The sequence below is a fragment of the Stieleria neptunia genome, from assembly GCF_007754155.1.
Taxonomy (GTDB): domain Bacteria; phylum Planctomycetota; class Planctomycetia; order Pirellulales; family Pirellulaceae; genus Stieleria; species Stieleria neptunia.
Genome location: NZ_CP037423.1, coordinates 6,620,973 through 6,630,837 on the forward strand (window position 1 = coordinate 6,620,973; position 9,865 = coordinate 6,630,837).

The following is a 9,865-nucleotide window of genomic DNA, read 5'->3' on the forward strand; positions in this document are numbered from 1 at the left end:
AATCCCTCCCCCACAAAAGAGTCTTTGCAAATGCGTTCCTTCGTCTGTTCCGTTGCCGTTGCCGTCGTCTGCCTGGCCGGCCCCCACGCCGCCCCCGCCGAATCACCCTCCTCGGAAGACGGATTCGTCAAAATTTTTGACGGGGAATCGCTGGAAGGTTGGAAGCTGGCAGAGGAAAACACCGATGCCTGGCAGGTCGAAGAGGGAAAGCTGGTTTGTCGTGGCGAGCGTTGCCACGCGTTCTACGTCGGGCCGCTGGCGCCGATGAAAGATTTTCATTTCAAGGCCGAAGTCATGACGACGCCGGGCAGCAACGCCGGCATCTATTTCCACACCAAGTACCAACCGAGCGGCTGGCCGAAGCATGGCTATGAATGCCAGGTCAACGTGTCGCACAAAGACCCCAAAAAGACGAGTAGCTTATACGCGGTCGAAAACGTCTCGGCCGATGATCTGGCCGCCAACGGGATCCAAGACAACCAGTGGTACACCCAAGAAATCATCGTGACCGGTCGCCGGATCCAACTGATCGTCAACGGAAAAACGATGGTCGACTACACCGAACCGGAAGACAAACAAGCGTTCGACAAGAATTTCGAACGCCGCTTGGGTGAAGGCACGATCGCGCTGCAAGCCCACGACCCCAAAAGCGTTTGCTATTTCCGCAATCTGCGGGTCAAACCGCTGTAGCCGTTCGCTGCCGCATCAGTCGTCCGCCGATCGGTAGAACTCATGCGTCACGCTTCCACAGGGTGTGATTTGTTAGCGGCAGGGCGCGAGCCCTCCGGTCTTTCACGGCGTTTTGAAACGCGCCCGGACGGCTCGCAGGCTGTCGATTGAGTCGGGATCTGCTGAGTCAATGGTGAGCCGCTGGCCGTAAGGCCTCGGGCAGCGTCGCAGTGCCCGGCCGCTTACGCGGCGCGCGGCTCACAAAATCGACAGCCCGCTCGCGCCGTTCCGCTAACACCTGCAGCCATCCGTGACGCGCCACCTGACCGACAGGTCTGCGTCCTGCGTCACATCCGCATGCCACAAATCATCGGCGGTTCGAGCAGCGATAGACGGGTGCCGCCGTACAAGCGGTGATCCCACTGCCCGGGCGGCAGTTTGGATTCGTCGTAATGCTTGTCCGTTTCGGCGACGATCAGACTGCCCGGCGGGGAGTGGTTCGTTGCCAAACGGATCAGCCCCTGCAGCGACTCGGCGGCGGTTTCCCACATCGCGTAGGGTGGGCACAGGTAAACAATCCGCGGGGTATCGTCCAGCGGGGCATCTGGACTGGCCGGCCCCAACAGACTGCTGCCCAAACGGAACGCGTCGCCGTAGAGAATGTTGATCTTGTTCGCCACACCCAACGTCTCGGCGGTCGATTCTAGAAAAGCGTGGGCCCGCCGGTTCTTTTCGATCGCGATGGCCGACGACGCGCCGCGGCTGAGCGATTCAAAGGCGACCGCTCCGGTGCCGGCGAACAAATCGAACGTTTTCGTCCCCTTGATGCGGGGTCCGATGATGTTGAACAAACTTTCGCGCACGCTGTCCTTCATCGGCCGCGTGAATTCCGCACCGTGGTAAACCACCGTCCGGCCACGCATCGACCCGCCGATAATCCGCAACTTTTGCGGACGCCGTTTTTGCGGTTTCTTCGGTGTGGACGGTGGATCTTTCGATTCGAGAGATCCGGTTCGCGGTCGACGCGGCTTGCGGGAGCGGTTCATCTGGGGAAGTATACGCGGACAGCAATTTTTCGCGATCCCCGCTGGCGCCGACTCGGCCCGGCCGGACGAGTCGGCGGCCGCTCAAAAACCGAAACGCGGCTCGCTGCGTAGTGCTGCTGAACTCCTTCGTTCCCACCGCAGGTTTCTAGAACTCCATGATTGTCCGCAGCCCACTCAAAACACTCGTCCCCGTTTTCCTCGTCGCGGCGTTGTCGCTCGGTCCGGGCCAGGATTCACGCGGGCAAGAACAGGATGCCGATGCGCCGGCGCAAGCAGGCCCACCGGCTGAAATGCCGGCTGCGACAACGTCCGACTCGGCGACGGTGGACCACAGCGGACACGACCATGCCGCCCACGCGGCGGACCTCCAGGCCGCCGATTCCACGACCGACTCGCCCGACATGGCGGCCGAAACGGAGGCGATCATCAAGGAATTCAAAGAGAAAGCTCCGCCGGAGTTTTACGAACAAGGGATGGCGGCCACGGACGAATTTAATGACGTCTCGCAGCAGTTCAAAGACAAGGTGTTGCAGATGCGGCGCCAGTACATCTTGTTCGTCAACGGATTCAACGACGATCGCCAAGCCTACCTGACGCTGCGCAACGAAAGTCGCACGCTGATGAACCAGGCCTATCGCAAAGCACTCGACCTGATCGACTTCTTCCCACACCCGGTGGCCATGCGATACGTCGTGACGGTCCTGGAACAGCGGTTCAAACACGACGTGTACGACCTCGAAACGGTCGAAGGTGCGGCGAAACTGCTCGATTACGGGATCCGACTCCGCTACGTCGCGCTGACCGCTGCACGTGCCGCGATGTGCTCCGGCGATTTCCCACTCGCCGAAAGCCTCTACAAGAACCTTCAGGAAGATGAACTCGAAGACAAGGACAGGGCCTTGATGGTTCAATTTGAGGCCATCAAAAAACAGCACGAGACCGAGCGAGAACTGTTGAGCAACGATCCCGATGACCTGCCCCAAGTCCGCTTCAAAACGACGCGTGGCGAAATCGTTGCCGACCTGTTCATTCACGAAGCCCCCTCAACGGTCGCACACTTCATCGAATTGGTCGAATCGGGCTTCTATGACGGATTGGATTTCTTTCAAGTCGTCGACGGACTGCTGGCGTTGACCGGCGACCCGCTCGGCGACGGCAGCTCACGACCGGATCATTTCATCGCCGATGAACATGGTCGCGACGTCGTTCGGATGCCCCTGGCCGGCTCCCTGGTGATGGCGAAATTGCCGGGCCCCAACAAAGATTTTATTCCCAACACGGCGGGCACCCAATTCGCGATGCTGTTCTTGCCCTTGCCGTCGGTCAGCGACCAGCAAACGGTGTTCGGCAGAATCACCAAGGGGATGGACGTCTTGGGTGCCTTGCGGAGAGTGGACCCGCACAAAGAAAAAAAGAAAGGCGCCGTGATCATGCCGCCCGACCGAATCATCGAGGCCGAAATTCTGAATCGCCCCGACACGCTGCCTGAAGTCATCTACGCCGATCCCTTTGCGCCCCAGCCCTGATCGAAGCGCGGCCAATGCCATCCCAGCGGGACGCGTGACGGGCTGTTGATTGATTCGGGATCTGCGGAGTCAATGGTGAGCCGCTGGCCGTATGGCCTCGGGCGGGCGCCGAAATGCCGGGCCGCTTACGCGTCGCGGCTCACTCAATCGACAGCCCGTTTAGCGACCGGCGCATGCCGATCCCCCCAGCCGCCACCGGCTGACGCCTCTCATCGGGATCATTAAGCTATACCGCAGCGCTCCCCCACCCGCTTCCACGTTCGATCCCGTAACCGCGATGTCTCAGCAAACCGACCCGATGTCACGCGCCGCATTTGATGGACAAGCCCCGGCGCTGATCGACCGGGTCGTCAACCTGATGGATCCGGACGGAGACGTGATTCTGAACATGCCACGCGAGCAAGCGTGCGCCGCCGTCGCCAGTGGCGATGCCGAAGCGGTTCGTCGCATCCGCGGCCAGTTCGCGATCTGCCAGCAAGAGGGGAAAACGATCCGGATGGCACGGTCGATCGGACGACCGATGCGATACTTTTTGGCCAAACGAGCCGAAGGGCCGGCGTTGGTCATTGCCGAGCGGATGAGTCAGATTCTGGATCAGTTGAACATCGAAGGTCTAGCCGATCAATTCCATCCCTCCTACACGCGGATGGTGCCGGCGCATTATCTGCTCGAACTGCAACTGGTCGGTTGCCCTGATCCGAATCCACAACTGACGCGTTATTTTGCCCCCGAACGCAATCGATTGCCGGCCGACATCGACGCCATCGGCGCCGCGTACATCGAACGCCTGGCCGAAGTCATCGATCAGTATCTGATCACGATCCCGGATCAGGAACCGATCGGAGTGATGTTCAGCGGCGGGATCGACAGCGGTTCGATTCTCGTGCTGGTCGACTACTTACTCCGCCGACGCGGCCATTCGCCGTCACGCCTGAAAGCGTTCGCGTTGTCCCTGGAAGGCCGCTCGCAAGACGTCGAACAAGCGCGCGAATTCCTCAAGGCGATCGACCTGGAAATGTTACTCGAACCGATCGAGGTCCCGCTGGCGGACGTCCGCTGGCAGGACGCCGTCGCAGCGATCGAAGACTACAAACCGCTGGACGTCCAGTCGGCGACGATGGGCTACGCACTGCTCCGCGAGATTCGTCGACGCTATCCGGATTGGAACTACTTGATCGATGGTGACGGCGGCGATGAAAACTTGAAAGACTATCCGATCGAAGACAACCCGGAACTGACGATCCGCAGCGTGCTGGGCAATCGGATGCTGTATCAGGAAGGCTGGGGTGTCGACGCGGTCAAACATTCGCTGGTCTACAGCGGCGGGCAAAGTCGCGGGCACAGTCGCACCAGCGCGCCGGCCGCCGCATTCGGTTTCAAAGGATTCAGCCCCTACGCGGTCCCCGACGTGATCGAAATCGCCGAGGCGGTCCCGTTCGTTGCGCTAACGGATTGGGACCATCAAAAACTCTACGCGCTCAAGGGAGACATCGTCGCCGCCGGCATTCGGCAGGTGACCGGCGTCGAGATGCCGGTGTTTCAAAAACGCCGCTTCCAACACGGCGCCGCCGATCCGCAAACGTTCGAGCGGCTGTTCCCCAAAAACGAACAAACCTACCGCGATGAATTCGCCCGAATGATCCGAACCAAGACCCCGACCGAGTCCCATTAACCGAGACCCCAATCACCCCAAACCCCCTCGTCAACCAAAAAGGTGTCGGACACCTTTTTTACTCGATCATCGCCAGTGCTTCGTCGCCGGTCGTGATCTGGCCATCGAGTTGGGCGTCCCGGGCGGCTTGCAACCAGCCGCGAAAATGGGGGCCGGGCGGATGGCCGGCGGCGCGGAGCATGTCGCCGGTTAACAACGGCTGGGGGTTGAGTTGGTCTTCGGGCCAGGCGAGTGCCTTGCGACACAGGTCGACTCCGGCTTGTGGCAATTCCTTGGCGCAGGTGATCGCCGCGGCGACGTGAAAAACACAATCGACGTCCCGATCCACCAGCGTCGGTTGCACGACCGACCACTTCTGCTGATGGGCGTCGGCGATGATCGGCCAGCGTTTCGCCGCTGCGGTGATCCGGCGTGTTTCTTCGCGGGAAAGCCGCCACGGGTGCGAAATCCGTTTGACGAGCGTTCCGATCGGCGCGGCCGTGGGGTTTTCAGCGATCACGTACAAGATCAACGCCATCGTGGATTCGAAATCCAACGACTGGCGATGTCCCAGGTAATTGACCAACGACGACTGCTCGGCCAATCGCAGTTCGGGCAGGATCAGCCGGTCCAGCCCGCACTCGATCAACAGTTCCAAACCGCGCGGCGCATGGATCGAAACCACCATTCGCCGCATCTCCGCACCGATCCGTTCGGCGCTGACCACCGCCAGCTCACCGGCCCGGTGGACGATCTCCGCTTTCGTCGCCGCATCGAGTTCGAAACCGAGTGTGGTCGCGAATCGAACCGCCCGCAGCATCCGCAATTTATCTTCTTCGAAGCGTTGGTCGGCGGCACCGATCGTTCGCAACCGCCGCGCCGCCAGATCGACTTGGCCGCCGACGTAGTCGATCACTTTTTCTTCGGCGGGATCGAAGAACAGCCCGTTGATCGTAAAATCGCGGCGCAAGGCGTCGTGCTTGGCGTCACCGTAATGGACCTTGTCGGGACGCCGGCCGTCGCTGTACTCGCCGTCGCTGCGAAACGTCGCGACTTCGGTCGGGTGCACGTGTTCACGGTTGGGCGGCGAGTCTTGGGGGCGTTTTTCTGGCAACACCCCGATCACGCCGAACGACGCACCGAAAGCGAGCGTCTTGCGTTTTCCAAAGATTTCGCGGACGCGGTCGGGTGTTGCGTCGGTGGCGACGTCGAAGTCCTTGGGTTCACGCCCCAGCAGCGCGTCGCGGACACATCCGCCGGCAAAATATGCGACGTGGCCGCGCTCATGCAACCGCGCACAGATCCGAGTCGCCTCGGCAAACGACGCACGCGTTTCCAGAGAGTGATCGCTGTTGGAATCAAACAGGGGACCGATTTTCGTCAATGCTTTGCCGTGGAAGGGGGATGTTTCTCTCAATGGGGCGGATCACGATTGTCGATTTCTCCGCGTTCGGTTACAAGCTGGGCTATGAACTCTCCTCCGATCAAGCCGAGAACGCGCCGCAAACGAGGCGTCGTCGCCGTCGTCTTTCGTGACGCCAAACTGCTGATCATCCGTCGCGCGTTGACCGTGACCGCCCCCGGCAAGCTGTGTTTGCCCGGCGGAGGGATCGAACAAGGAGAAACCGAAGCCGAGGCCCTGGTTCGCGAAATGCAGGAAGAACTGGCCATTGACGTCACTCCGGCCGGTCTATGCTACCGCAGCGTGACCTCGTGGGGCACCAACCTGGCCTGGTGGCACGCGCATTTAGAGGACGATCACCATCCGATCGCCAACCCGGACGAGGTTGCCGATGTGTTTTGGATGAGCCGTCAAGACGTCCGAAATGCCGACGACGTGCTGCCCAGTCTGCCGCCGTTCCTGACGGCCTGGGAACAGGGCGAAATCGATCTGAATTGCGAGTGGCGCTAGCGGGCAATGCGACCCACGTTGACACCAAACGGGGTGTCTTTTGTTAGCGGCAGGGCGCGAGCCCTCCGGTCGTTCAAGGTGTTTTTGAACCGCAACCGGACGGCTCGCGGGCTGTCGATTTGGTCGGGATCTGCTGTTTCAATGGTGAGCCGCTGGCCGTAAGGCCTCGGGCAGCGTCGCAGTGCCCGGCCGCTTACGCGTCGCGGCTCACAAAAACGACAGCCCGCTCGCGCCGTTCCGCTAACGCCTTCTATGCCAAATCAGCTGGCATTTCGCTAACGCCCCTCGGCCAACGCTACAACCACAAACAATCGATCGATCCGGCGACCAATAACAACACGCTGATCGCAACGTTGGCATGAAAAAACGCCTCATTGACACGGTTCAGATCGTTCGGACGCACCAGCGTGTGCTGTCGCACCACCAACGCGGCGATGCAAACCAGCGTGATCCAGTACAGCCAGCCGAATCCGACGTTCGGGGCCAACCCGGGCATCAGCGCCAGCAAGACCAACATCACCGCGTGTGATCCGGCCGCGATTCGAAACGCTCCGGCCACCCCGAATCGACTCGGCACACTGTGGAGCCCGGCGTCGGCATCAAACGCCTGATCCTGGCACGCGTAAATGATGTCGAACCCCGTCACCCACGCGGCCACCGCGGCGGCAAGCAACAACGGTGCGACCAGATCGCTCGGCCAGGCAAACACCACCGGTCCGCGTATCGCGACCCAGGCGCAGATCGGTGACAGACTGAGCGCCACGCCCAGCCACAAATGCGCCGCGCTGGTGAACCGTTTGGCCAGCGAATACCCCAGCAAGAACAACAGCACCGGGACCGACGCCGCGAGCGGAATCCAATTGGGCAAGAACAGCGCGGTCGAGGCGACAAACAACGCCCCGCAACCCACGGTGAACAACAGCACCGCCCTGCGCGAGAGTACGCCGGCGGGAAGGTGACGCCCTTTCGTGCGGGGGTTTTCCGCATCAATCTTGTGATCGACCAATCGGTTGAATGCCATTGCCGCGCTGCGGGCCGCGACCATGCAAAGCAAAACGCCCAGCAGATCGCGGAAACGCACGCTCACGGATCCCCCGCCCGGCAACGGCGTCGCGATCGCCATCACCGTCGCCAAGGCCGCAAACGGCAGTGCAAACAACGTATGACTGAATCGAATCAGCCCCAGCCAATCGGCTAATCTGCCGCCGCCGGCACCGCTGCCTCTGGGCCTCTCGCCGCCTGAACTCACACCACCTGATGTCATGATCCGTCCTTCCACCGTTGGATCAATCGGTTGTCCAATGCCAGTTGATCCAAGATCCGGCTGACGACAAAATCCACCAACGAATCGAGCGAGTCGACGTCGTGATACCACCCCGGCATCGCCGGCAAGATCACGCCTCCGGCCAACGCGATTTTGTGCATGTTCTCCAACTGCAACGCACTGACCGGTGTTTCCCGGGGCACGACGACCAATTTGCGATGCTCCTTCAAGTGGACTTCGGCGGCCCGCTGAATCAAGTTGCTCGCCGCCGCGCGAGCGATCCCACTGAGCGTGCTGCCGCTGCACGGACAGACGACCATCGCGCTGGTGCGGAACGAACCGCTGGCGATCGGGGTCATGTAGTCGTCGTGTTGGTGATAGTGAAACCGCTGGGCCAAGCTGCTCTCCCAATCCGTTTGCTGGACCAAACTGCGATGCCGATCGGTTGACCAGGGCGGGATGTAGGAAACCAGCTGGGGCAAATCCAAACCGCGCAGATTGATCGCCAAGCCCGTTTCTTGCTTGATCACCGCCGCGCCGCTGGGGCTGATCGTCAAATGGACGTCGATCTCGGCTTGGGCCAGCGTTTGCAGCAAACGGATCGCATACATCGCCCCGCTGGCACCGGTGATCCCGATCACCAGCGGATCGATCCGCGCGGCCGGAGTTTCCGCGGCACTCATTGGGGATCCCCACCTGGGCCGGCATTCGCAACAGGCTTGGTGCCCTCGTAGATCGTGCAGACCCCAAACGTCAGCGGGGTGAATTTGACATCCGTCAATCCGGCCGCCCCCATCCGATCGGCCAATGCTGCCCGTCCGGAAAGCGGGCTGACCGAATCGGGCAGATACGAGTAAGCCGACTTGTTATTGCGGGCGAACCATTGCCCGACCCGGGGCAAAAATGTGCTTGAAATAAAAGTTGTAGGTTTGCCGCAGCCCCCGGCAGCGTCGGCTTGGGAGAATTTCCAACACCATCACTTGCCCGCCTGCCCGGCACACCCGCGTCCATCTCGCGCAAGCCTCGATCGGTGTCGGCGACGTTTCGCAAACCGAAGGCCACGGTGACACATTGGAACCGGTTGGACGCGAAGGGCAATTGCTGGGAATCGGCTTCGAGAAAATCGATCGATTCCGAAGGCGAACCGACGACGCGTTTTTGCCGAGCGATTTCCAACATCGCGTAACAAAAATCGCTGCCCACGACTTCGACACCCTGGGGGGCCGCGTCGGCGATCGCGATCGCCAGATCGCCCGTCCCGGTGCACACATCCAGCGCCGGCACGCCGGGAACCAGACGCAAGCGTTTGACCGCTTGGCTGCGCCAGTATTTGTCAATATTCAGCGACAACAATTGGTTCATCAGGTCGTAGCGGGGAGCGATCTGGCGAAACATCTCGCGCACCCGAGCATTGCTCTTGTCCAATTCCCCGGCCGTTTCGTTGGGGGGCGTGTCGACGGTGGGTGGCGCTGGTTCGGTCACGTTGGCGGTCATGGAAGGGGATCGATCGATTGGCTGGGGGCGTGGTCACGGCTCGATTCTATGGGTAGCGAATCTCGTCAAACGCCCTGACGACGAGCTACCGGTACCGGCGGCCGCAAAAACCGTCCTTAGGTTCTGGCATGACGGTCGCGGTTTGGGAAGGACACAATAGAGAACCGCAAAAACGGGAACGGTCCAAAACAGGCCGTGGGCCGTCGCGTCGGTTTCGGCCCCACGGTGCTGGTACGCGGCTCGACATCTGCTAACTTTTTCGCCATGCGGACACTTTTTTTTGACATCGATGGGACCCTGCTC

The 9,865-nt window shown here is 61.0% G+C and carries 9 protein-coding genes and 1 pseudogene; 4 read left to right on the top strand and 6 right to left on the bottom strand.

Features of this window, described 5'->3' with window-relative positions; genetic code table 11:
- Positions 1–30 precede the first annotated feature (30 nt).
- Complete coding sequence (locus Enr13x_RS23045; RefSeq protein WP_145389211.1) at positions 31–690, top strand: 3-keto-disaccharide hydrolase; 660 nt, start codon at positions 31–33, stop codon at positions 688–690.
- A gap of 326 nt (positions 691–1,016) precedes the next feature.
- Here the strand turns inward: Enr13x_RS23045 and Enr13x_RS23050 are convergent, their stop codons facing one another.
- Positions 1,017–1,715 carry an RsmD family RNA methyltransferase gene (locus Enr13x_RS23050; protein WP_145389212.1) on the bottom strand — a complete coding sequence of 233 codons (699 nt, stop codon included), beginning with the start codon at positions 1,713–1,715 and terminating at the stop codon, positions 1,017–1,019.
- Positions 1,716–1,870: 155 nt separating this feature from the next.
- On the opposite strand from Enr13x_RS23050, the gene Enr13x_RS23055 reads away from it, so the two are divergent.
- Positions 1,871–3,241: a peptidylprolyl isomerase gene (locus tag Enr13x_RS23055; RefSeq protein WP_145389213.1), complete on the top strand. Its 1,371-nt coding sequence runs from the start codon at positions 1,871–1,873 to the stop codon at positions 3,239–3,241.
- A 277-nt stretch (positions 3,242–3,518) separates the two neighbouring features.
- Positions 3,519–4,913, top strand: a complete 1,395-nt coding sequence (locus Enr13x_RS23060) for an asparagine synthase-related protein (RefSeq protein ID WP_231743726.1) — start codon at positions 3,519–3,521, stop codon at positions 4,911–4,913.
- 58 nt (positions 4,914–4,971) lie between these two features.
- On the opposite strand, the gene Enr13x_RS23065 is transcribed toward Enr13x_RS23060, so the two are convergent.
- Positions 4,972–6,276 (bottom strand): CCA tRNA nucleotidyltransferase, encoded by a 1,305-nt coding sequence (locus Enr13x_RS23065; RefSeq protein ID WP_231743727.1) that lies wholly within the window; start codon positions 6,274–6,276, stop codon positions 4,972–4,974.
- Between the two features lie 84 nt (positions 6,277–6,360).
- Here Enr13x_RS23065 and Enr13x_RS23070 point away from each other — a divergent pair, with 84 nt between their 5' ends.
- Positions 6,361–6,804: an NUDIX hydrolase gene (locus tag Enr13x_RS23070; protein ID WP_145389214.1), complete on the top strand. Its 444-nt coding sequence runs from the start codon at positions 6,361–6,363 to the stop codon at positions 6,802–6,804.
- A gap of 295 nt (positions 6,805–7,099) precedes the next feature.
- Here Enr13x_RS23070 and Enr13x_RS23075 read toward each other — a convergent pair whose 3' ends face one another.
- From Enr13x_RS23075 to Enr13x_RS39460, 4 genes and pseudogenes are all read right to left on the bottom strand, one after another.
- On the bottom strand, positions 7,100–8,068 hold the full coding sequence (locus tag Enr13x_RS23075) for a 4-hydroxybenzoate octaprenyltransferase (protein ID WP_145389215.1): 969 nt from the start codon (positions 8,066–8,068) through the stop codon (positions 7,100–7,102).
- A complete protein-coding gene (locus tag Enr13x_RS23080; protein ID WP_145389216.1) occupies positions 8,065–8,751 on the bottom strand; it encodes a UbiX family flavin prenyltransferase in 687 nt (228 codons plus the stop codon). The genes Enr13x_RS23075 and Enr13x_RS23080 overlap by 4 nt, the downstream gene beginning before the upstream one ends.
- Positions 8,748–8,969 carry a class I SAM-dependent methyltransferase gene (locus tag Enr13x_RS39455; RefSeq protein ID WP_261344149.1) on the bottom strand — a complete coding sequence of 74 codons (222 nt, stop codon included), beginning with the start codon at positions 8,967–8,969 and terminating at the stop codon, positions 8,748–8,750. Before Enr13x_RS39455 ends, Enr13x_RS23080 begins: the two co-directional genes overlap by 4 nt.
- 167 nt (positions 8,970–9,136) lie before the next feature.
- Positions 9,137–9,562 (bottom strand): annotated as a pseudogene (locus Enr13x_RS39460) (class I SAM-dependent methyltransferase); the annotation flags it as partial.
- Positions 9,563–9,865 lie beyond the last annotated feature (303 nt).

Coding starts and splice junctions, on each gene's coding strand:
- Enr13x_RS23060 (WP_231743726.1), top strand. CDS start 3,519: ATGTCTCAGCAAACCGACCCGATGTCACGCGCCGCATTTGATGGACAA.
- Enr13x_RS23075 (WP_145389215.1), bottom strand. CDS start 8,068: ATGACATCAGGTGGTGTGAGTTCAGGCGGCGAGAGGCCCAGAGGCAGC.
- Enr13x_RS23080 (WP_145389216.1), bottom strand. CDS start 8,751: ATGAGTGCCGCGGAAACTCCGGCCGCGCGGATCGATCCGCTGGTGATC.
- Enr13x_RS23055 (WP_145389213.1), top strand. CDS start 1,871: ATGATTGTCCGCAGCCCACTCAAAACACTCGTCCCCGTTTTCCTCGTC.
- Enr13x_RS23070 (WP_145389214.1), top strand. CDS start 6,361: ATGAACTCTCCTCCGATCAAGCCGAGAACGCGCCGCAAACGAGGCGTC.
- Enr13x_RS23045 (WP_145389211.1), top strand. CDS start 31: ATGCGTTCCTTCGTCTGTTCCGTTGCCGTTGCCGTCGTCTGCCTGGCC.
- Enr13x_RS23050 (WP_145389212.1), bottom strand. CDS start 1,715: ATGAACCGCTCCCGCAAGCCGCGTCGACCGCGAACCGGATCTCTCGAA.